General features: G+C 63.7%; 17 protein-coding genes. 7 read left to right on the forward strand and 10 right to left on the reverse strand.

The features are described 5' to 3' along the window. Positions 1-2: 2 nt before the first annotated feature. The 5 genes from urtE to urtA all read right to left on the reverse strand — a co-directional run bounded on the left by urtE (position 3) and on the right by urtA (position 5,058). Positions 3-692 (reverse strand): urea ABC transporter ATP-binding subunit UrtE, encoded by a 690-nt coding sequence (urtE, locus tag XI03_RS28405; RefSeq protein ID WP_038949525.1) that lies wholly within the window; start codon positions 690-692, stop codon positions 3-5. A 68-nt stretch (positions 693-760) separates the two neighbouring features. Further along, complete coding sequence (gene urtD / locus XI03_RS28410; RefSeq protein ID WP_028139661.1) at positions 761-1,516, reverse strand: urea ABC transporter ATP-binding protein UrtD; 756 nt, start codon at positions 1,514-1,516, stop codon at positions 761-763. 65 nt (positions 1,517-1,581) lie between these two features. Next, positions 1,582-2,724: an urea ABC transporter permease subunit UrtC gene (urtC, locus tag XI03_RS28415; protein WP_271593983.1), complete on the reverse strand. Its 1,143-nt coding sequence runs from the start codon at positions 2,722-2,724 to the stop codon at positions 1,582-1,584. Positions 2,725-2,741: 17 nt separating this feature from the next. Then, on the reverse strand, positions 2,742-3,668 hold the full coding sequence (urtB, locus tag XI03_RS28420) for an urea ABC transporter permease subunit UrtB (RefSeq protein ID WP_271593984.1): 927 nt from the start codon (positions 3,666-3,668) through the stop codon (positions 2,742-2,744). Positions 3,669-3,798: 130 nt separating this feature from the next. After that, positions 3,799-5,058, reverse strand: coding sequence for an urea ABC transporter substrate-binding protein (urtA, locus tag XI03_RS28425; protein ID WP_271593985.1), 1,260 nt, complete (start codon positions 5,056-5,058; stop codon positions 3,799-3,801). 171 nt (positions 5,059-5,229) lie between these two features. On the opposite strand from urtA, the gene XI03_RS28430 reads away from it, so the two are divergent. Further along, positions 5,230-8,601 (forward strand): hybrid sensor histidine kinase/response regulator, encoded by a 3,372-nt coding sequence (locus XI03_RS28430; protein WP_271593986.1) that lies wholly within the window; start codon positions 5,230-5,232, stop codon positions 8,599-8,601. Beyond that, the gene (locus XI03_RS28435; RefSeq protein ID WP_271593987.1) at positions 8,585-9,511 is read left to right on the forward strand and encodes a response regulator; all 927 of its coding nucleotides are present in this window, start codon (positions 8,585-8,587) and stop codon (positions 9,509-9,511) included. The genes XI03_RS28430 and XI03_RS28435 overlap by 17 nt, the downstream gene beginning before the upstream one ends. Positions 9,512-9,755: 244 nt before the next feature. Here the strand turns inward: XI03_RS28435 and XI03_RS28440 are convergent, their stop codons facing one another. Further along, on the reverse strand, positions 9,756-11,258 hold the full coding sequence (locus XI03_RS28440) for a flavin-containing monooxygenase (protein WP_271593988.1): 1,503 nt from the start codon (positions 11,256-11,258) through the stop codon (positions 9,756-9,758). 124 nt (positions 11,259-11,382) lie between these two features. Further along, positions 11,383-12,129, reverse strand: coding sequence for a S1 family peptidase (locus XI03_RS28445; protein ID WP_271593989.1), 747 nt, complete (start codon positions 12,127-12,129; stop codon positions 11,383-11,385). 101 nt (positions 12,130-12,230) lie between these two features. Here XI03_RS28445 and XI03_RS28450 point away from each other — a divergent pair, with 101 nt between their 5' ends. After that, entirely contained in the window at positions 12,231-12,866 is a 636-nt protein-coding gene (locus XI03_RS28450) for an HAD-IA family hydrolase (RefSeq protein WP_018316768.1), read from the forward strand. Between the two features lie 111 nt (positions 12,867-12,977). Here XI03_RS28450 and mtnA read toward each other — a convergent pair whose 3' ends face one another. The 3 genes from mtnA to XI03_RS28465 form a co-directional block, all read right to left on the reverse strand. Beyond that, entirely contained in the window at positions 12,978-14,084 is a 1,107-nt protein-coding gene (mtnA, locus tag XI03_RS28455; protein ID WP_271593990.1) for an S-methyl-5-thioribose-1-phosphate isomerase, read from the reverse strand. Between the two features lie 13 nt (positions 14,085-14,097). Then, the gene (locus XI03_RS28460) at positions 14,098-14,976 is read right to left on the reverse strand and encodes an S-methyl-5'-thioadenosine phosphorylase (RefSeq protein WP_038970700.1); all 879 of its coding nucleotides are present in this window, start codon (positions 14,974-14,976) and stop codon (positions 14,098-14,100) included. A 277-nt stretch (positions 14,977-15,253) separates the two neighbouring features. Then, positions 15,254-15,526 carry a phosphopantetheine-binding protein gene (locus XI03_RS28465; RefSeq protein WP_028139652.1) on the reverse strand — a complete coding sequence of 91 codons (273 nt, stop codon included), beginning with the start codon at positions 15,524-15,526 and terminating at the stop codon, positions 15,254-15,256. A 357-nt stretch (positions 15,527-15,883) separates the two neighbouring features. Here XI03_RS28465 and XI03_RS28470 point away from each other — a divergent pair, with 357 nt between their 5' ends. From XI03_RS28470 to XI03_RS28485, 4 genes are all read left to right on the forward strand, one after another. After that, on the forward strand, positions 15,884-17,101 hold the full coding sequence (locus XI03_RS28470) for an acyl-CoA dehydrogenase family protein (RefSeq protein WP_271593991.1): 1,218 nt from the start codon (positions 15,884-15,886) through the stop codon (positions 17,099-17,101). A 39-nt stretch (positions 17,102-17,140) separates the two neighbouring features. Next, complete coding sequence (locus XI03_RS28475) at positions 17,141-18,121, forward strand: amino acid--[acyl-carrier-protein] ligase (protein ID WP_271593992.1); 981 nt, start codon at positions 17,141-17,143, stop codon at positions 18,119-18,121. Positions 18,122-18,238: 117 nt separating this feature from the next. Then, positions 18,239-19,114, forward strand: coding sequence for an acyl-CoA acyltransferase (locus XI03_RS28480; RefSeq protein WP_271593993.1), 876 nt, complete (start codon positions 18,239-18,241; stop codon positions 19,112-19,114). Positions 19,115-19,465: 351 nt separating this feature from the next. Beyond that, complete coding sequence (locus XI03_RS28485) at positions 19,466-22,333, forward strand: PAS-domain containing protein (protein ID WP_271593994.1); 2,868 nt, start codon at positions 19,466-19,468, stop codon at positions 22,331-22,333. Positions 22,334-22,428 lie beyond the last annotated feature (95 nt).

Genomic DNA, 22,428 nt, shown 5'->3' on the forward strand with positions numbered 1-22,428 from the left:
GGTTAGACGGACAGATATTTCGAGACCTGCGCGGCATCGACGGCGTCGCGCGGGTCGTCGCGCACGATCTCACCGTTCTCGATCACCAGCACGCGGTCGGCGATGTCGAGCGCGAAGCTCAGGACCTGCTCGGACACGACGATGGAGAGCCCCTTCTCGTCGCGGATCCGCTTCAGGGTTCGCGCCATCTCCTTGATGATGGAGGGCTGGATGCCTTCGGTCGGCTCATCCAGCAGCAGGACCTTTGGCTTGGTCGCGAGCGCACGTGCAATGGCGAGCTGTTGCTGCTGGCCTCCCGACAGATTGCCGCCGCGGCGGCCCTTCATCTCGAGCAGGACCGGGAACAATTCATAGATGTCACCGGGCACCTCGGATTCGCCCGCGACAACGAGGCCGGTCTCGATGTTCTCCTTCACCGTCATGGTGGAGAAGATCATGCGGCCCTGCGGCACATAGGCGAGACCTTTGGCGACGCGCTCGTAGCTCTTGAGGTTACCGAGCTCGGCGCCGTCCATCGTCACCGAGCCGCTTTTGGCCGGCAGGATGCCCATCAGCGACTTCATCAGCGTGGTCTTGCCCATGCCGTTGCGGCCCATGATCGCGACGATCTCGTTGGGCGCGACCTTGACGTTGAGCCCGTGCAGCACCTCGCTCTGGCCGTAGGCGACGTGAAGATCGGAAATTGCCAGCATCGTCGCGCTTCCTATTTCTTGCGCATGATCTTGTCCGGAAACCGGACGCCACTTTCCGGGATCATGCGCTAATGCCCCAGATAGACTTCGATGACCTTGGGATCGTTCTTGACCTTCTCCATGGTCCCTTCGGAGAGGATCTGGCCCTGATGCAGCACGGTCACCTTGTGGGCGATGTCCTCGACGAACTTCATGTCGTGCTCGATCACCAGCACCGAGCGGTTCTTGATGATGCGGTTGAGCAGTTCGGCGGTCTTGGCGCGCTCAGACACGCTCATGCCGGCGACGGGCTCGTCCAGCATCAACAGATCGGGATCCTGGATCAGCAGCATGCCTATCTCGAGCCATTGCTTCTGGCCATGGCTGAGCTCGTCGGCATAGGTGTTGAGCTTGTCCTTGAGGAAGATCATCTCCGCGACCTCCTCGACCCGATCCTTCACGAGTTGGTCGCGCTGAAAGGTCAATGAGCCGAACACGGTGCGGCCGCGCGGGAACGAGATCTCGAGGTTCTCGAACACGGTGAGGTCCTCGAACACCGACGGCGTCTGGAATTTGCGCCCGACGCCGGTCTGCACGATCTCGTTCTCCTTCAGTTTCGTGAGTTCCTTGCCGCGAAACTGGATCGAGCCCGAGGTCGCCTTGGTCTTGCCGCAGATCAGGTCGAGCACCGTGGTCTTGCCGGCACCGTTGGGACCGATGATGACGCGAATCTCGTTCTCCTCGACGTAGAAAGAGAGATCGTTGACCGCCTTGAACCCGTCGAACGAGACGGTCAATCCGGAGACAGCGAGCAGGAAGTCCTTGGGCTGATGACCGACGAGCATGATCTATCTCCTCACTGCCAGCGTGGCATCGGCATCGTGATGACCGACGAGCATGATCTATTTCCTCACTCTGCCGGTGCGCCGTCGGCGACCGAATTGTCGTTCCAGCCCGGCTTCCGCTTGCGCGAGGCGAACAACCGATCGATGCGCGGCTGCACGTAATCGGCCCAGAGCCCGGACAGACCGTTCGGGAAGGCGAGCACGACCGCGATGAACAGCGCGCCGAGGCCGAACAGCCAGAGTTGCGGGAAGGATTCCGACAGGCTGGTCTTGGCGAAATTCACCAGGATGGCGCCCCAGATCGCGCCGAAGATCGACATGCGGCCGCCGACCGCGGTGTAGATCACCATCTCGATCGACGGCACGATGCCGACGAAGGATGGCGACATGAAACCGACATTGAGCGCGAACATGGCGCCGCCGATCGCGGCGAACACCGCCGCCATGCAGAAGGCGAAGATCTTGAAGTTGGCGACGCTGTAGCCGGAGAAGCGGACGCGGTCCTCCTGTTCGCGCATCGCCACCAGGATGCGGCCGAGCTTGGTCAGGCGGATGAACTGCGCGATGCCGATGCAGGCGAACAGCAGCACCACCTCGACGAAGTACAGGATGACCTTGGCGTGGTCGGGCCGGATGTCCCAGCCCTTGAGCGTGCGCAGATCCGTCATGCCGTTGATGCCGCCGGTATAGCCCTGCTGCCCGACGATCAGGATGGTCAGGATGGCGGCGACGGCCTGGGTGATGATCGCGAAATAGGTACCGCCGACGCGGCGCTTGAACATCGCGGTGCCGATGATCAGGGCGAACAGGCCGGGGACCAGGATGATGGCGAGGATGGTGAAGGTGAGGCTGTGGAATGGTTGCCAGAACAACGGCAGCGACGTGATCTGATTCCAGTCCATGAAATCGGGGATGCCGGGCGTCGACTGGATCTTCGTGTTCTCGGCGCTGGACGCCTCGAGCTTGAGAAACATCGCCATGCAGTAGCCGCCGAGACCGAAGAACACGCCCTGCCCCAGGCTCAAGATGCCGCCATATCCCCAGCACAGCACGAGGCCGAGCGCGACAAAGGCGTAGGTGAGGTATTTCGCGACAAGGTTGAGGCGGAACACATCCAGCGACAGCGGCAGGATCACGAACAGCACGGCGGCCAGGACAATAAAGCCGATGAGCTCGGACCGGTTGAAGAAGCGTGAGTTGATGATCATGATCTGCCTGCTTCTCGTTACTTGCGGACTTTGAGGGCGAAGAGACCCTGCGGCCGCAGCATCAGGATGCCCACGACAGCGAGCAGCGTCAGGACCTTGGCCATCGAGCCCGACATGAAGAATTCGAGCGTCGATTGCGTCTGCGAGATCGAGAACGCGGAGGCGATGGTGCCGAGCAGGCTCGCGGCGCCGCCAAATACGACGACCAGGAACGTGTCCACGATGTAGAGCTGTCCGGAGGTCGGCCCGGTCGAGCCGATCATGGTGAAGGCGCTTCCGGCGATTCCGGCGATGCCGCAACCGAGCCCGAACGTGTAGCGGTCGACCTTCTCGGTGTTGATGCCGACCGCTCCGGCCATGATGCGGTTCTGCACCACCGCACGGACCTGACGGCCCCAGCGCGACATGTACATGACGTAGGCGACCGAGAGGGTGATCAGCACGGTGAGACACATCACGAAGACACCGTTGATCGGCACTTCGATGCTGTCGGTGACGCGCAGCGAGCCCAGCATCCATTGCGGCAACTCGACGCCGACCTCACGCGCGCCGAACACGGAGCGATAGGCCTGCTGCAGCATCAGGCTGAGGCCCCAGGTGGCGAGCAGCGTATCGAGCGGGCGCTTGTAGAGATGCCGTATCAGCACCCACTCCACCAGCATCCCCAACGCGCCGGACGCGACAAAGGCCAGGATCATCGCAAGGAAGAAGTAACCGCTGAACAAGCCGGGCAAATAGGACTGGAAGACATTGGAGGTCATCCAGGTGACGTAGGCCCCCAGGATCATGAACTCGCCATGGGCCATGTTGATGACGCCCATCTGGCCGAAGATGATGGCAAGCCCAAGCGCCATCAGGACGTAGACCGAGAACAGGATCAGTCCGGCAAAGCCCTGCATGACGAAGATGGAGCCGAGATCACCAAGCGAGTAGTCGCCGAACATCGATGTCCTCCGTCGGGGATAAGGGTCCCGCGTCGCGAGCAGGTTCGTGACGCGGGGGTCTTGGGCGTGGATTTGCTGTCCACGCCAGGGAGAGGCTTGGTGTTTGGAAGAAAGCGACTGAGAGCGCTTCTTACTGGTAGCCCTTGGGGAACGGATCCGGCTCGACGAGATCGGCGGTCTCGTAGATCAGCTCGAACTGGCCATCGAGCTTGGCGCGTCCCACCCGGGTCTTCGACCAGAGGTGATGATTTTCGTGGATGCGCACATAGCCTTCCGGAGCGCCCTTGAACTCGACGCCGGGCGAAGCCGCCGCGATCTTGTCGACGTCGAACGAACCCGCCTTCTCCACCGTCAACTTCCACAGCCACGGGCCGAGATAGGCAGCCTGGGTGACGTCTCCAATCACGGTCTTCTCGCCCCACGCCTTCTTGAACGCCGGCACGAAGGTCTTGTTGTTCGGATTGTCGAGCGACTGGAAGTACTTCATGCAGGCATAGGCGCCCGCGATGTTCTCGCCGCCGATGCCGTCGATCTCGTCTTCGGTCACCGAGATCGTCAGCAGCGCCTGCTTGGAGAGGTCGATGCCGGCGGCCTTGAGCTGCTTGTAGAAGGCGACGTTCGAGCCGCCCACGACGTCGGTGAAGATGACGTCGGGCTTGGTCAGCTTGATCTTGTTGATGACCGAATTGAACTGGGTGTTGCCGAGCGGATAATACTCCTCGCCGACCACCTTGCCCTTCAGCACGTTCTCGACGTGCTTGCGCGCGATCTTGTTCGAGGTGCGCGGCCAGATGTAGTCGGAACCGATGAAGAAGAACGACTTCGCACCCTTCTCCTTGGCGATCCAATTCAGACCCGCGAGAATCTGCTGGGTCGCTTCCTGACCGGTATAGATGACATTCTTGGACTGCTCGAGGCCTTCGTAGAAGGTCGGGTAATAGAGCATGCCGTTATACTGCTCCATGACCGGCAGCACCGCCTTGCGCGAGGCGGAGGTCCAGCAGCCCATGATCGCCGCGACCTTGTCGTTGACCAGCAGCTTCTTTGCCTTTTCCGCAAAGGTCGGCCAATCACTGGCGCCGTCTTCCTGGATGAACTTGATCTTGCGCCCGAGCACGCCGCCGGCGGCATTGATCTGCTCGATGGCGAGCTTTTCGGCCTCGATCGACCCGGTCTCGGAGATGGCCATGGTGCCGGTCGCCGAGTGCAGGATGCCGACCGTGACCTCGGTGTCGGTGACCGCAAGGCCGGTGGTGTTGACCGCCGAGGTCGCGGGAGCCTGTGCAAAGGACGCCCGCGGCAGCATCGTGATGGCCGGCACGGCGGCCATTCCCATCAATAGTTTGCGCCGGAGCGGCGACAAAAGGCCCTTGTTTGGTTCGTCTGACATGAGCACCCCACTTTTTTTCGAGGACACGCGATTGGTGCCGGTGAGGATGGCTCGGATCTGGGCGGCGGAAGCATACGCAAGATCGCGTATACTGCACCGCAAAATGCCGACGTAGGCTTTTGGTACGGAATTTGCGAGGGCTCCGGGTCCGTATCAGGAGTGGGGTAAAGCGTGGCAGGGCGGCAGCGAATAGACCGCGTCAGGCGACAGTACAACCAATGGGTCGCCAACCAGACGCTGGAGGACTATGCGCTGCGCTTCACGGCCAAGAGCGCGCGCCGCTGGTCCGCCGCCCGGGTCGCCAACACGGCGCTGGGCGCGATCTCGTTCCTGGCGATGGAGGCGATCGGCGGCACCATCACGCTGAACTATGGCGTCACCAACGCGGCCGCCGCCATCCTCGTGGTCTCGACCATCATCTTCTGCTGTGGCGTGCCAATCGCCTACTATGCCGCCAAATGCGGCATCGACATCGACCTGCTCACGCGCGGCGCCGGCTTCGGCTACATCGGCTCCACCGTCACCTCGCTGATCTATGCGTCCTTCACCTTCATCTTCTTTGCGATCGAAGCCGTGATCCTCGCGTCCGCGCTCGAGATGTGCTTCGGGATTCCGCGGCCGATCGGCTACCTCATCAGCGCGGTCGTCATCATCCCGCTGGTGGCCTACGGCATCACGCTGATCAGCCGCTTCCAATTGTGGACGCAGCCGCTGTGGATCGTGCTCCACATCATTCCGTTCGCGGCGATCGCCTGGCACAACCCGCACTCCTTCACGGAGTGGCGCAAGTTCTCGGGCGAGCACGGCGACCTCACCGGGCATTTCGACCTGCTGCTGTTCGGGGTTGCGGCCTCGGTGGTGTTTTCGCTGGTGGCGCAGATCGGCGAGCAGGTCGACTTCCTGCGATTTTTGCCGCGCGATCGCCGCGCCTCCAGGGCGTCGTGGTGGGTGGCGATGATGAGCGCGGGACCGGGCTGGATCGTGCTTGGCGCCTTGAAGCTCCTCGCGGGTTCCTTCCTCGCCTTCTTCGCGCTCAGCCACGGGGTGCCGCCCGAGGAGGCCGCCGAGCCCGCGCATATGTATCTCGAAGCGTTCCGCTATGTGCTGTCGCAGCCCGACCTCGCGCTGGCGTTGACCGGCACGTTCGTGATCCTGTCCCAGGTGAAGATCAACGTCACCAACGCCTATGCCGGATCGATCGCCTGGTCGAACTTCTTCTCGCGCCTGACCCACAGCCATCCCGGCCGCGTCGTCTGGCTGGTTTTCAACGTCATCGTGGCGCTCCTGTTGATGGAGATCGGCGTCTACAAGGCCCTGGAGCAGACCCTGGCGCTCTATTCGAACGTCGCGATCGCCTGGGTCGGCGCGCTGGTCGCGGATCTCGTCGTCAACAAGCCGCTTGGATTGCGGCCGCAGCAGATCGAATTCAAGCGCGCGCATCTCTACGACGTCAATCCGGTCGGCGTGGGGGCGATGACGATCGCGACCATTGTCTCCATCAGCGCCTTTTACGGCCTGTTCGGGCCGACCGCGAAGGCGCTGTCGGCCTTCATAGCGCTGGCCGTCGCCTTCATTGCCGCACCGTTGATTGCCTGGGCCACGGACGGCAAGTACTACATCGCGCGAAAGCCGAAGCGGAGCTGGCAGGACATCGAGTCGATCCAGTGTTGCATCTGCGAGCACGCGTTCGAGCCGGAGGACATGGCTTCCTGCCCCGCTTACGCCGGACCGATCTGCTCCTTGTGCTGTTCGCTGGATGCCCGCTGCCACGATCTCTGCAAGCCGCACGCGCGGATTCAGGCGCAGGTGTCGGAGACGCTGGGCAAGCTGATGCCGCAGCCGATCTACGCGCGCATCAACTCGCAGCTCGGCCACTATATCGGCGTTTTCGCAGTCTCCGCCGGCCTCGTCGCGCTGGTGCTGGGCCTGATCTATCTGCAGACCTCGGCGAGCGTGCATGGCGAGAACGCGCTCGTCTCCGACGTGCTCTGGAAGGTGTTCTTCTCGCTCAGCATCATCATCGGCGTGGTGGCGTGGCTGTTCGTGCTGGCGCAGCAGAGCCGCCGCGCCGCCGAGGAGGAGACGCGGCGGCAGACAGCGCTTCTGATCCAGGAGATCGACGCGCACAAGCGCACCGACGCCGAGTTGCAGCGCGCCAAGGAGGTCGCCGAATCCGCCAACCTCGCCAAGAGCCGTTATGTCGTCGGCCTGAGCCACGAGCTGCGCTCACCGCTGAACGCGATCAGCGGCTATGCCCAGCTCCTGGAGCAAGATACGACGCTGAGCACGAAGCCGCGCGACCAGGTTCGCGTCGTCCGCCGCAGCGCCGACCACCTCTCCGGCCTGATCGACGGCATTCTGGACATCTCAAAGATCGAGGCGGGACGGCTGTATCTGTCGCGCGACGAGGTGCGCCTCAGCGAATTCCTCGACCAGTTGGTCGGCATGTTCCGCCTGCAGGCTGCTGCCAAGGGCATCGACTTCGTGTTCCGCCGGCCGGCGTATTTACCGCTGGTGGTCTATGCCGATGAGAAGCGCCTGCGCCAGGTGTTGATCAATTTGCTCTCGAACGCCATCAAGTTCACCCAGACCGGCAGCGTGCAGTTCGTCGTGCATTATCGCAGCCCCGTTGCCGAGTTCGAGGTGATCGACACCGGCCCCGGCATCCAGGGCGACGATCTCGAACGCATCTTCGCGCCGTTCGAGCGCGGTGCGCTCGGCGTTTCGCAACCGCAAACCGGAACGGGACTTGGCCTGACCATCAGCCGACTGCTCGCCGGCGTGATGGGCGGCGATATCAAGGTCGTGAGCACGGTCGGCACCGGCTCGACGTTCAAGGTCAAGATCCTGCTCTCGGAGGTCACCAATCCCCAGCGCATCGCGCCGGTGGAGGCTCCGATCTCCGGCTATCACGGCGCGCGCAAGACCATTCTCATCACCGACGATGATCCCGTCCATCGCGATCTCCTGCGCGAGGTGCTGACGCCGCTCGGCTTCATCCTGCTGAGCGCCCCCGACGGCCCCGGCTGCCTCGCGCTGGCGCAGCATTGCCGGCCCGATTTGTTCCTGCTCGATATCTCGATGCCCGCCATGGACGGCTGGGCCGTCGCGGAGGCCTTGCGCGCGAGCGGCCATCACCAGGCGCGCATCCTGATGGTGTCGGCCAGCGCGATCGAGGCCCACGGCGCGCCGCTGGCGCAGCCCTTCCACGACGGCTATTTGATGAAGCCGATCGACATCCCGCGGATTCTGGAGACGATCCGCCAGCTCCTCAGGATCGAATGGCAATATGGCTCGGACGAGATTCCCGTGTCATTCTGGCGCCCCGAAAGCGGATCGAGGCCGCCGGCGCGGCACATCGAGGCCCTGATCGGGCTCGGCCGGATCGGCTACGTCAAGGGCATCCAGTTGAAGCTGGACGAGATCGGCAGCGAACATCCGGAACATGCCGATTTCGTCGCGCAGATGCGGTCGCTGGTCGACCGCTTCGATCTTGAGCAGTACATGTCCACATTGAAGACGTTGCATGCGCATGAACATTGAGTCGAAAAAGCGCGACGTCGCGCTCGTCGTCGATGACTCTCCCGAGACGCTGCGGCTGCTTACCGACGCGCTCGACGGCGCCGGCATGACGGTAATGGTGGCGCTCGACGGCGCGGCGGCGATCCGCATCATCGACCAAATCACGCCCGACATCGTTCTGCTCGATGCCGTGATGCCCGGCATCGACGGCTTCGAGACCTGCCGCCGGCTCAAGCGCGATGCCGGTCTTGCCAATGTCCCCGTGATCTTCATGACGGGGCTCGCTGAAACCGAGCATATCGTTCGCGGGCTCGAGGCCGGCGGCGTCGATTACGTGACAAAGCCGATCGTGATCGAGGAGATGCTGGCGCGCATCCGCGTCCATCTCGGCAATGCCCGCCTGACCCAGAGCGCGCGCGCAGCGCTCGACGTCTCCGGCCGCTTCCTGTTCGCGGTCGATCGCCAGGGCCATGTGCTGTGGGCGACGCCGCAGGCGCAGAAGCTGCTGTCCGATCATCACGGCGCACAGGCCGACGACTTCGTCCTCCCGCCATCGCTGCTGCAATGGCTGGAGCAGGCCAGAGCCAAGGGCAGCGCGAAGTCCCAGGCGGCCTCCTTGCCCGACAACCCGCAGCTGCGGCTCTATTACATCGGCGAGACCGCGCCGAACGAGTTTTTGCTGCGGCTCTCCAGGGAGTCCGGCACCGCGCTGCCGCCGGAATTCACCAGCGAGCTCGGCCTCACCACCCGCGAGGGCGAGGTGCTGGCCTGGCTCAGCAAGGGCAAGACCAACCGCGACATCGCCCAGATTTTGGGATTGAGCCCGCGCACGGTCGACAAGCATCTCGAGCAGATCTACGCCAAGCTCGGCGTGGAGAACCGGACGGCCGCGGCGGCGATTGCGGCGAATGCGACGCGAAGGAATTCGTGAGCTGCGGTGTGGATGAGTTGGCGCGCCGTTGATCCAACAACCGATGTCGTCCCGGACAAGCGGAGCGCCGATCCGGGACCCATAACCACAGGAAGATGTTTGGCGTAGACTCGCAGTTACCTGCTCGCTCCATAATCACTCCCTGTGGTTATGGATCCCGGGTTCGCTTCGCGCCCCGGGACGACGGCGGAGTGTGGTGTGAGCGTCGCCGCCCCCTCACACGAACCCGCACCCACGAACTTCCTCACCCGTACACAAACGCCTTGTCATCCAGGTCCGTCTTCGGGATCTCGTCCTTTTCGGTCCAGTAATCCTGGCTGTGCTGCCATTCCGGCTTGTCGCCGCGCTTGGGCAGCAGGTTCATGTTTCGCATCATGTAGCCGGGATTGAAGTTTTCCGGATCGATCCAGGGCAGGATCGGCATGTTGTGGTCTTCGGGTCGCAGCTTGACCTCGACCTTCTTCTTGCCTTTGGCCTTCATGTGGCCGAGCAGCCGGCAGACGAAGTCGGCGACGAGATCGACTCGCAGCGTCCAGCTGGCGCGGAAATAGCCGAACACCCAGACCATGTTCGGAACGCCCGTGAACATCATGCCGCGATAGGTGACGGTGTCGCCAAAGGCGAGCGGCTTGCCGTCGATCTCGAAGGCGATGTCGCCGAGCGCCGCGAGATTGAAGCCGGTCGCGGTGACGATGACATCGGCCTCCAGCAGCTTGCCGGATTTGAGCTGAATGCCGTTCTCGACGAAGCATTCGATCTCGTCGGTGACGACGGAGGCCTTGCCGCTCGCGATGCCCTTGAACAGATCGGCATCGGGCACGAAGGCGATGCGCTGCCGCCACGGCCGGTAAGTCGGCGTGAAATGCGTCTCGACGTCGTAGTCGGAACCGAGCACCGCGCTGATCTGGCCGATCAGGTCCTTCTTGACCTGCTCCGGCTTGGATAGGCAGAGTTTTGTGAAGGCGTCCTGCTCGAACAGGATCTTGCGCCGAACGATCTCGTGGATCCAGGCCTCGTCGACCTGAAGCCGGCGCAGCTCCTCGGCGATCTCGATGGCGTTGCGGCCGAGGCGAAAATAGGTCGGCGAACGCTGCAGCATGGTGACATGCGCGCAACTGTCCGCGATGTTCGGCACCAGCGTTGCCGCGGTCGCGCCCGAGCCGATCACAACGACCTTCTTGTTCGTGAGGTCGAGATCGTCAGGCCAGGTCTGCGGATGGACGACGCGGCCTTTGAAGCGATCGGTACCCTTCCATTCCGGCGTGTAGCCTTCCGAATGGCGGTAATAGCCCTGGCACATCCACAGGAAGTTCGCCGTGAAGGCTTTTGCTTCGCCGGTGTCGGTCGTCACCGCCTCAATGGTCCAGAGATTCTGCTCGCTCGACCAGCTCGCGGAATTGATCTTGTGCTTGTAGCGGATGTGCTTGGCGATATCGTTGTCGTCGATCACCTCGTTCATATAGGCGAGGATTTCTTCGGCGGTCGCGATCGGCGGCCCGACCCAGGGCTTGAAGCTATAGCCGAACGTATGGAGATCGCTGTCCGAGCGGATGCCGGGATAACGATGCGTGCTCCAGGTGCCGCCGAACGTCGCCTGCGTCTCCAGGATGACATAGCTCGTGCCCGGAAGTTGCTTCTCGATGTGATAGGCGCTGCCGATGCCGGAGATGCCGGCGCCGACGATCAGCACGTCGAAATGTTCAGAAGCCTGTTTGGCCGTGGCGTGACTGCGAACAGCGACATTCATTGTTGCTTCTATGCCTTGCTTGTTTTTGTGGCCGTCCTTGACGAACGACGCGTTTCCTCCGCGGCCGGCATGATCGCCCGCCGCGCTTCCGCTTCAAAATGACATAGATCAAGTTGCGGTCAAATCACAGTGCCGCACCCCAGCTCCGCGCGGTCTGCAAGATCCAGTCGCGGTAGAGCGTGAGCGGCGTGACGCCGGTCAATCCGCCGCAGCCATCGCCGGCGTTCGGTCCCGTCGCCCAGCTGATGACACCGACAAGCACGGCACCGCTCGGCTTGTCCTCGAACACGGGACCGCCGGAATCGCCGGTACAAGCGCCAATTCCGTCGCGAACACCGTTGGTTACGGGATCGACCAGGCGGATCTGAAGCGTGCCGGGCTGGCCCGTGACGACAAGGCCCGCGACGCGCGTGGCCCCGCCGCTCCTGCCATCACCGCGCACGGTGACACCGGTACCGGCAATGACGAAACGGCTACCGACCTGGATTGGAATATTCGGCGCGCCGACCGGCACCGTCGATTTTCCCTTGGGTGGAATTTCCAGTTGCAGCAGCGCCACGTCTGCGCCGGCGCGATGCACCTGCGCCTTGTAGCTGGGATGGATCGCGATGGTGCGCACGTTCAGCAATTGCGGCGCGCCACCGCTGCGATCGACGATCTTGTAGTCCGCGCCCGGCGGCACGCAGTGAGCGCCGGTCAATACGATCCTGGGCGCGATCAGAGTGCCGGTGCAGGAATTGCCGCGCGAGCCGACGATGGTGACGACGGCGCGCGCGACGCCGTCGGCCTGCGGCGCGCCGCCGCCGACGATGGCATGGGCGGGTGTGGCGAGCAGCAGCGCAGTCGTGATGAACGTGGCAGGCTTCTTCATGGGAACACGCTTCGGTATTGGCGGCGGCAGATTGCTTCGGACTGGCCCTTGCCGATAGCGCATGCTAGCCCTCTTGGAAAGGAATTGACGAGGGCAGGATAGTGGCGATCGAGGCGGTGATCTTTGATTTTGGCGGCGTGCTGACGAGTTCACCGTTCGAAGCATTCGCGCGGTTCGAGACCGAGCGCGGCCTGCCCGTCGACATCATCCGGCGGACCAACGCCGCCAACCACCTGGAAAATGCCTGGGCCAAGTTCGAGCGGGCCGAGGTCGATATCGATACCTTCGACGAATTGTTCGCGACGGAATCGCTCGCACTCGGCGCGGAGGTGCGCGGTCGCGACGTGCTGCCGCTGCTGCAGGGCGATCTGCGCCCCGAGATGGTCGAGGCGCTGAAGCGCATCAAGGCGCAATTCAAGACCGGCTGCATCACCAACAATCTGCCTGCCAATGCCATCGGCAGCATGACGGGGCGCTCCCTCTACATCGCCGAAGTCATGGTGCTGTTCGACCACGTGATCGAATCCGCCAAGATCGGCCTGCGCAAGCCCGATCCGCGAATCTACAGGCTGATGGTCGAGACACTGAAGGTCGATCCGAACAATTGCGTCTATCTCGACGATCTCGGCGTCAATCTGAAACCCGCGCGCGAGATGGGCATGACCACGATCAAGGTGACGAGCGGCGCGCAGGCGATTGCGGAGCTTGAGGCGGCGACGGGGCTGAAGCTGGGGTAGGCACCTCGTCGTTGCGAGGCACGAAGCCGTAGGGTGGGCAAAGCGAAGCGTGCCCACCACAAGCAGATGGTGGGCAACGGCGCTTTCGCGCCTTTGTCCGCCCTACGAGAGCTACTCCGCCGCCGCCACGATCCGGTCCGGAAACGCCGCCGCCAGCTCGTCGCGATCCGGCTTCAGCACGCCGCGCTCGGTGATGAGGCCCGTCACGAGCCGTGCCGGCGTCACGTCGAAAGCGTAATTCGCGACCGGCGATCCCTCGGGCACGATGCGCACCGTCTCCAGCCTTCCATCCGCGGTGCGGCCGGTCATGTCTGTGACCTCGACGCCGCTGCGCTGCTCGATCGGAATATCGCGGATGCCGTCATGGACGGTAAAATCAATCGTCGGCGACGGCAGCGCGACATAGAACGGCACGCCGTTGTCGTGAGCGGCGAGCGCCTTCAGGTAGGTGCCGATCTTGTTGCAGACATCGCCATTCGCGGCGACGCGGTCGGTGCCGACGATGGCGAGATCGACCATGCCGTGCTGCATCAGGTGCCCACCGGTGTTGTCGGGGATCACCGTATGCGACACGCCGTGATGACCGAGCTCCCAGGCCGTGAGCGAGGCGCCCTGGTTGCGCGGACGCGTCTCGTCGACCCAGACATGGATCTTGATGCCGCGTTCGTGCGCAAGATAGATCGGCGCCGTCGCCGTGCCCCAGTCGACGGTGGCGAGCCAGCCGGCGTTGCAGTGGGTCAACACGTTGACGATCTCGCCCCGCTTCTTCGACGCGATCGCCTCGATCAGCTTCAAGCCGTTGCCGGCGATGCCGCGGTTGATCTCGACGTCCTGCTCGACGATCTCGTCGGCACGCGCATAGGCTGCCTCGGCGCGCTCCAGCGGAGCGATCGGCGCGAGCGCCACGCGCATCTCGTCCAGCGCCCATTTCAGATTGATCGCGGTCGGCCGCGCCACTACGAGCGTGTCGTAAGCGCGCTTCAGGCCGGCGTCGGAGGCGTCCTCGCGCATGGCGAGTGCCATGCCGTAGGCCGCGGTGGCACCGATCAGCGGCGCGCCCCGCACCAGCATGTCGCGGATTGCGATGGCCGCGTCTTCAGACGATGTCAGCTTCGCGACGACGAACTCATGCGGCAGCCGGCGCTGGTCGATCGCACCGATTGACCAGCCGTCATGCTCGCGCCAGATGCTGCGGAAATGCTTGCCGTCGACCTTCATGGCATTCTGCCTTTCACTTCGCGCGCAGGATGCGCCCGGCCACCGCGTCGAGCTTCTTCAGAAGCTCGGGATCGCGCGCCTCGGGGGCCGTGATCAGCGCGGTGTCGAGGGCGCGATCCGACCCGATCGGACAGGGCTCATGCTCGCGCGGAAAGTCCTTTGCCAGCCGCGCCACCAAGGCCTTGGCCTTGTCGGCGTTCGAGGTCAGCACGCGGATGATATCCTGCACGGTGACGGCATCGTGATCGGGATGCCAACAGTCGAAATCCGTCACCATCGCCACCGTGGCGTAACAGATCTCCGCCTCGCGCGCGAGCTTCGCCTCCGGCATGTTGGTCATGCCGATCACGGAATAGCCCAGCGTCTTGTAGGTCATGCTCTCCGCATAGGTGGAGAATTGCGGCCCTTCCATGCAGACATAAGTGCCGCCACGCGCGATCGCGATGCTCTCGGCTTCAGCGGCCGCGGCAAGATGGATGCGCAAACGTGGAGAGATCGGATGCGCCATCGACACATGGGCGACGCAGCCCCGACCGAAGAACGAGCTCTCACGCTTGTGGGTGCGGTCGACGAATTGGTCGACGAGAACGAAGGTGCCCGGCGGCAGTTCCTCCCTGAAGGAGCCGCAGGCCGATAGCGAGATCAAATCGGTGACGCCGGCCCGCTTCAAAACGTCGATATTGGCGCGGTAGTTGATGTCGGAGGGCGACAGCCGGTGCCCCTTGTCGTGCCGCGGCAGGAATACGATCGGCAACCCCGCGATGGTGCCGCGGCGCACGGGCGCCGACGGCTCGCCCCAGGGGCTCCTGATCACCTCTTCGCGCGCACCCTCGAGGCCCGGCAAATCATAAATGCCCGAGCCGCCGATGATGCCCAATACCGCCTGCGTCATGCCTGCTCCACCCTGTTCGCCACGTGCGACATGGTTAAGCTATGCCAGTTTTGCGGCGGTTTTGGAACCGGGTGGTGGGGCGATGGCGGTGGTGTGAGGAGCGCAAAATGCTCAACTCACACTCGACGTCGTCCCGGCGAACGCCGGGACCCATACCGCGGAATCTATCTAGGATGGTCGGTCGCAATCCCGAACGACCAGTCTTCGCACAACTACGGCCTGGGTTATGGGCCCCTGCGTTCGCAGGGGCGACCCGGGGAAAATTTGCTGCGCCTGACTAAGCCGCCGCCGCCAGCTGCAGCTGGGTCGCCACCATCCGCTCCAGCGTCTCGACGGACTGGAAATTCTCCGGCGTGATCTCGGCTTGCGGGATGGTGAAGTCGAACTCGGCTTCGACGCCGAGCATCAGATTGACCATGTCCATCGAGGTCAGGCCGACATCGACGAGCTTGGCGGACGGCGTGACGTTAGCGGCGAGCGAATTCTGCTCGAGGATGCCCTTCACCAGCTTGATGATGCGATTGCGTACGTCGGTATCAAAGGATTGCATCGGCAAATTCCCGTCTGTCTGTCAAAGGTCGGACCGGCTTGCCGCTACGATGGGCACGGCCTGCCGGTCCCGCAATGGGCGATACCAATACTTCGCGTTTCTTAGTAAACGATGACTCAGATTGTCTGAAATTCAGGCTTCTTCCAGAGTCCTAACGCGATGCTGGAAAAACGGGTGATGCAAACAACCGGACCTTAACTGTTCGTTCGGAATTGGGCTTTGTTTACCCTCTATTTCATCGACGAATTTGAATTAAATCCGTAGCCTCATCTCACAAGCAAAGATGGCCGGAGGATCGCTTACGCGCATCGCGAATGATGCCGGCGATCTCGAACGGCAAACCGGAGGCGGACGAGTATGAACGTGCGTGAAGCAGTCCTCACTGTCGACGAAACGCAGACGGGCTTCCTCGAGCAGGGTCCCTCCCTGATCGAGCGCGCCGCCCGGACCGCCGCAGCTGCCGCGGCCGACGCAGACGGGGTCGATCGCGACGCCCGTTTCCCGCACAAGGCATTCGAGGTCGCGCGCGAGCAGAAGCTGCTCGGCGTCATGATCCCGGTCGAGTTCGGCGGCTTCGGTGCCTCCATCTACGACGTCACCAACATCTGCTACACGCTCGGACGCGCCTGCGCCTCGACCGCGATGATCTACGCGATGCACCAGACCAAGGTCGCCTGCGTCGTCAGGCACGGCCACGGCATCCCCTGGATGGAGACCATGATGCGCCGGGTCGCCCGCGATCAGTGGCTGCTCGCCTCGTCCACCACCGAAGGCCAGAACGGCGGCAACATCCGCGCCAGCGCCGCCGCGGTCGATCACGCCGGCGATACCGTTTCGCTGGTGCGCGACGCCACCGTGATCTCCTACGGCGCGGAAGCCGACGGCCTCGTCACCATCGCCCGCCGCGCTACCGAGGCCGCCGCCTCCGACCAGGTTCTGCTGGCGCTCGCCAAGGACGATTATTCGCTGAAGCGGACGCTGGGCTGGGAAACGCTCGGCATGCGCGGCACCTGCTCGACCGGTTTCGAGCTGAAGGTCGATTGCCCCGCCGATCGCGTCTTCCCGGAATCCTATGACAAGATCCACGCCCAGACCATGACGCCGTTCGCGCATCTGTGCTGGTCGTCGGCCTGGGCCGGCATCGCCGCCGCAGCCGTGACCCGCGCGCAGGCCTTCATCCGCAAGGCGGCCCGCACCTCCGGCGGCCAGATGCCGCCGGCCGCGGCACATTTCACCGCCGCCAAGATGTCGCTGGCAAAGCTGCGTGCGCTGCTGTCGACCAATATCGATGCCTTTGCCCGCGCCGAACATGACGAGCGCGCCCTCGGCTCGCTCGACTTCCAGTCCTCGATCACGCTGCTGAAGGTGCAGGCCTCCGAACTCGCGGTCGAGACCGTGATGCATGCGATGCGCACAGCCGGCCTCTCCGGCTACCGCAACGACGGCGAGTTCACCATGGGCCGGCACCTCCGCGACGTGCTGTCGTCCCCGATCATGATCAACAACGACCGCATTCTGGCCAATGCCGCGACATCGACGCTGATGAGCGGCGTGCCGACAAGCCTTCACGACTGAATCAACAATAACAATTTTGAGATAGCAGGACATCGCCCCATGAACATTGCCATCCTTCCCGACTCGCCCGCGACCGCGCCGCAGATGATCGATCCGCTCGATCATCTCGCCGACAAGCTGTTCCACCGCATGGGCGCCGACGGCGTCTACGCCCGCACTGCGCTCTATGAAGGCGTCGTCGAGAAGCTCGCGGCGATGATCACCAGCCATCGCGAGAGCGGCACCGAGGTGATGCGCTTCCCGCCGGTGATGAGCCGCGCTCAGCTGGAGAAATCCGGCTACCTCAAGAGCTTTCCGAACCTGCTCGGCTGCGTTTGCGGCCTGCACGGGACCGAGCGCGAGATCAACGCCGCGGTGAGCCGCTTCGATGCCGGCGGCGACTGGACCACCTCGCTGTCTCCCGCCGACCTCGTGCTGTCGCCCGCCGCCTGCTATCCGGTCTATCCGATTGCGGCGAGCCGCGGCCCCTTGCCGAAGGGCGGCCTGCGCTTCGACGTTGCCGCCGACTGCTTCCGCCGCGAGCCGTCGAAGCATCTCGACCGGCTGCAATCGTTCCGGATGCGCGAATATGTCTGCATCGGCAGCCCCGATGACGTCGCCGATTTCCGTGAGCGCTGGATGGTGCGCGCGCAGGCGATCGCGACCGACCTCGGCCTCACCTTCCGTGTCGACTATGCCAGCGATCCTTTCTTCGGTCGCGTCGGCCAGATGAAGGCGGTGAGCCAGAAGCAGCAGCAGCTCAAGTTCGAGCTGCTCATTCCGCTGCGCTCGGAAGAGCAGCCGACCGCCTGCATGAGCTTCAACTATCACCGCGAGCATTTCGGCACGACCTGGGGAATCCAGGATGCCGGCGGCGAGCCGGCCCACACCGGCTGCGTCGCCTTCGGCATGGACCGGCTGGCTGTCGCCATGTTCCACACCCACGGCACCGACCTTTCCGCCTGGCCCGCCAAGGTGCGGGACGTCCTGGGCCTGCAGCCGCGGGGCACGGCCGACGCCCATGTCGAAGGCTGGCGCTAGCAGCATGATCCAGATCCGAGGGACCGCGTCAGCAAGAAGTGCGAAGCGGTCTTCCGAAAAGATCATGCTGAAACAATAGACGAAACGAGGCCTGCCATTTCCACGGGTAAGACGAGCGTGATTCACACCAAGGTGCGATGCCGCGAGATCACCGAGTCCGACGCCGAAGCGGTCGCGGACCTGCTGACGCGCGGCTTCGTCGGCCGCTCGCGGAACTATTGGATTCAGGGTCTGCGCCGGCAGGCCTTCCGGTCTGTCCCGGAGGGCTATCCGCGCTTCGGCTACATGCTCGAGAGTGACGGCACGCCGGTCGGCGTGCTGCTGTTGATCTACACGGCGCGGAAGAGCGGCGAAGAGACCGCCATCCAGTGCAATCTATCGAGCTGGTATGTCGATCCGGCCTACCGCAACTATGCCCCACTGCTGACCAAGATCGCACAGCGGCACAAGGACGTGACCTATTTCAACATCAGCCCGGCGCCGTGGACCTGGCCGATCATCGAGACGCAGGGCTTTCGCGCCTACTGCCGTGGCATATTCTTCTCGGTTCCTGCCCTGGCGCGGCCCCCGCGCTGGAGCGAGATCGAGGTCATCTCGCCTCACGCCAAGACGATCGAGGGGCTTTCCGAAGGCGAAACCGAGCTGCTGACGCGGCATGCGCGCTACAATTGCCTCAGCCTCGTCTGCCGCACGCCGAAGGGAACATTCCCCTTCATCCTGCAACCGGTGCGCATCCGTCGCGGCTTCATTGCGCCTCCTGCGATGAAGCTGATCTATTGCCGCAGCGCCTCGGAATACGCCGCCTGCGCAGGCCGCATCGGCCGGCTGCTGCTTCGGCTCGGCAAGATCGCGGTGGCGATCGATTCCAATGGCCCGATTCCCGGCCTTGTCGGTATTTATACCGAGCGGCGCGGTCGCAAATACTTCAAGGGCCCGGATCGGCCGCAGCTCGGCGATCTCACCGATACGGAACTGGTGTTGTACGGGCCGTAGGGAAGGCTGTCGGACCAGACCACCGCTGTCGTCCCTGCGAACGCAGGGACCCATACCGCGTGATCTGTCTCTAAGCCGCAATGCTGGTACCACGGGAAGGCCCCTTCACTTCCAATCTTCGTCAAACCTTTCCCTGTGGTTATGGGTCCCTGCTTTCGCAGGGACGACACTTCATTTGACGCGCCCTCCCGGCCAAGTCTCGCGCGCACCTCCGCATTTCCGACGCGCTCTCCCTCGCCAGTCATCCTCCGTAAACTACTGCGCTTAAGGGAATTTTCCGGCCCCTTCGCTACCCTCGATGGCTGAATTAGGTTGCGTTAAGTCTAGTGCCCGCCGAGACCCCGCCAACCCATGATTTCGACCCGCGACAACGAGCTTGGTGCACGCCGCGAGCAAGGCCCGGAGGCCCTGGTCGCGCTGAGCCAGCTTGCGCTCGACCACATGGAACAGGGTGTCTGCGTCTACGATGCCGACAACCGGATCGTGCTCGTCAACCAGCGCTATTTGAGCCTGTTCAACATGTCGGCCGAGATCGTGCGGATCGGCACGAGCTATCGCGACGTGCTCGCTCACAGCGCCTCGCTCGGCAACTTTCCGGTGAGCGAGATCGAGACGCTCTACACCAGGCGCGTGGAGCAGATCGCGGGGGGAAAGCCGTTCCGGACCGAGCAGCAGCTTGCGACCGGCCTCGTCATGTCGCTCGAGCTGAAGCCGCTTCCCGGCGGCGGCTGGATGACGATCTGCGACGATGTCACCCGCCTCGCCCGGCTCGAGGCGGAATTGCGCGTGCAGACGGAGCGCAGCCAGCACGCTCTCTCCAACATGTCCCACGGCCTCATCATGTACGATGCCGACAGCCGTGTCGTCGTCTGCAACGAACGCTTCCTGAACCTCTACAATCTCGACCCCGAGATCGTGAAGCCAGGGGTCCCGCATAGCACGGTGATCGACCATTGGATGTCACGCGGCAATTTGCCGGGCATGGCGGCCGACGATTTCCAGAACTCCAGGTTGGAGGACGTGCGGGCCAGAAAGGCGAAATCCCTGCTGGTGATGCGCCATGACGGACGCATGGTGCAGGCGGTCTCGCGCTTCCTGCCCGACGGCGGCTGGGTGACCGTGCATGAGGACGTCACGGAGCGGCTGCAATACGAGGAAACGCTGCGGCAGCAGAACTTCATCCTCGACGCGGCGCTGGAAAATATGGCGCATGGGCTCGCCTTCTACGACAGCGACATGCGCCTCCGCGTCTGCAACACCACTTACCGCAAGATCTACCTGCTGTCGCCGCAAGAGACCAGGCCCGGGACGCATCTCGCCGAGTTGATCGAGCGCTCGATGGCGAACGGCGCGTTCTCTTCCGAATACAGTCCGCAACAGCTGCTGGAAGCCGCCAGTGCGAGGATCGCCAATCACGACGCCTCTCCGATGCGCCGACGGATGTCGAACAACACCGTGATTTCGGTCAGGTACTGCGCTCTGGCCCAGGGCGGCTTCGTCGCCACTTATGAGGACATCACCGAACGCGAGCACGCGATCGAGGAGCTGAGCGAGCAGTATCGCCGCTTCGACGCGGCGCTGAACAACATGAGCCAGGGCCTGTGCATGCTCGATGCGAGCCTGCGCGTCATCGTGTGCAATCGCCGCTACATCGAGATGTACGGCCTGTCGCCGGATGTCGTGAAGCCCGGCGTCTCGATGCGCGAGATCATGGAGCATAGCTGCGAGCTCGGTATCCATCAGAACACCACAGCCGCGCGGCTCTATGCCGATTACGTCGAGCGGCTACGCGAGGGCGAGCATACGCTGCACCGCCACTTGAGCGACGGCCGCATCATCAAGCTCAATCACAAGCGGATGGAGCATGGCGGCTGGGTCGTCACCTACGAGGACGTCACCGAGCGCCACAAGGCCCAGGCGCGCGTCGCGCACATGGCGCGGCACGATTCGTTGACCGACCTGCCCAACCGCACGCTGTTCCGCGAGAAGATGGGCGAGGGACTGAACCAGGTCGCGATCGCCGGCGGCGCCATGGCCGTGCTGTGCTTCGACCTCGACAATTTCAAGACCGTCAATGACCGCCTCGGCCACGCCGCCGGCGACCGTCTGCTGCGCTGGGTCGCGGCGCGGCTGAAGGAGAATGTCGGCGAGCACGATACCGTCGCCCGGCTCGGCGGCGACGAGTTCGCCGTGCTCCAGCGCGGACCGCAACCGCGATCGGCGGAAAAGCTGGCCCGGCGCCTGGTCGAGGTCATCGGTCATCCGCCGCCGCTGGAAAGCCAGTCGATCCATGTCGGCGTCTCCGTCGGCATCGCGATCGCGCCCGACCACGGGCTCGATGCCGACGAGCTGATGAAATGCGCCGATCTCGCGCTGTACCAGGCCAAGGCCAAGGGGCGTGGCGCCTATCAGCTGTTCGAGCCCGAGATGGAGGAAGAGGCGCGCAGTCGGCACGCGCTGGAGCACGATCTGCGCGGCGCGCTCGAGGCGCGTGAATTCCATCTGGTGTTCCAGCCGCAGGTGCGGCTGGATTCATCCGAGCTCACCGGGTTCGAGGCGCTGCTGCGCTGGAAACATCCCTCGCGCGGCTTCGTCTCGCCGGCCGAGTTCATTCCGATCGCTGAAGAGACCGGGCTGATCGTTCCGATCGGCGAATGGGTGCTGCGCAGCGCTTGTGCGACTGCCGCATCCTGGCCCGATGTCACCGTCGCGGTAAATCTGTCGCCGGTGCAGTTCCGCTCGCGCGGGTTGGTGGCGATGGTCACGAGCGCACTTGCCGAAGCCGGCCTGCCGCCGCAACGGCTCGAGCTCGAGGTCACCGAAACGGCGCTGCTCGACGACAGCGAGGCGACGATCGAGATCCTGCACCAGCTTCGCGCGCTAGGGGTGCGCGTCAGCCTCGACGATTTCGGCGTCGGCTATTCCTCGCTGAGCTATTTACGCAAATTTCCGTTCGATCGCATCAAGATCGATCGCTCCTTCGTCGGCACGCTCGGCGAAAGTCCGGAGAGCGTTGCCATCGTCCGTACCATCGCGAGCCTCGGCTCCGTGCTCGGCGTCGAAACGACCGCGGAGGGCGTGGAGACCGAGGAGCAACTCGACTTCGTCCGCGAATGCGGCTGCACCGCCGTACAGGGCTATTATTTCGGCAGGCCGTGCCCGGCATCGGAGGTCGGCCGCGCCATAGAGACGCTGAGTTCGGTCCGGCGCGTGGCGTAGCGGCTTTCTGCTCCCTCAAATTCCGTCTCTCGGCACACGAAAAAACGACGAATTGTCGCACGTGCCGCCTCGACCGGGATTGCCGCACCGCCCGG

Origin of the sequence: Bradyrhizobium sp. CCBAU 65884, assembly GCF_028128835.1 — a bacterium.
In the GTDB taxonomy this organism is placed as follows: Bacteria; Pseudomonadota; Alphaproteobacteria; order Rhizobiales; family Xanthobacteraceae; genus Bradyrhizobium; species Bradyrhizobium ottawaense.